This is a genomic window from Pseudoalteromonas sp. S3178 (assembly GCF_005886985.1).
Classification (GTDB): domain Bacteria; phylum Pseudomonadota; class Gammaproteobacteria; order Enterobacterales; family Alteromonadaceae; genus Pseudoalteromonas; species Pseudoalteromonas carrageenovora.
This window is the reverse complement of sequence record NZ_PNCW01000609.1, coordinates 1-292: the sequence shown is the minus strand read 5'-3', so window position 1 is coordinate 292 and position 292 is coordinate 1. Positions and strand designations below refer to the sequence as shown.

The window sequence follows — 292 nt, the reverse complement described above, 5'->3', positions numbered from 1 at the left end:
AAAATAAAATACTAATACAGACAAGTCTTGCTCGTGGTGAAACATCGCTCAATTTGAGTAGCTGATTCACTGCCAAAAAGATAAATAACAATCCTAAAAAGCCATGGTCAAATATCGCTCTAGTTAGGTAAGTGTGCAATATAACCGAGTAACACACTCCTGGCTTGCCTGCACTAAATAGTGATTGGTAATACTGAAGCCTTGTGCACACACTTTCGGGCATTGCTGTAAGTGTTTGCGAACCAATCAAATATTCCTGCCATCCCCAACCTGAAATCGCTTTCAAAAAGCC

General features: G+C 40.1%; 1 protein-coding gene. It reads right to left on the bottom strand.

Going from position 1 to position 292, the window contains the following annotated elements; all coding sequences use genetic code 11:
• Positions 1-292 (bottom strand): hypothetical protein (locus CWC11_RS23210; RefSeq protein WP_212748120.1); only part of this gene is annotated, 292 nt, incomplete at both ends.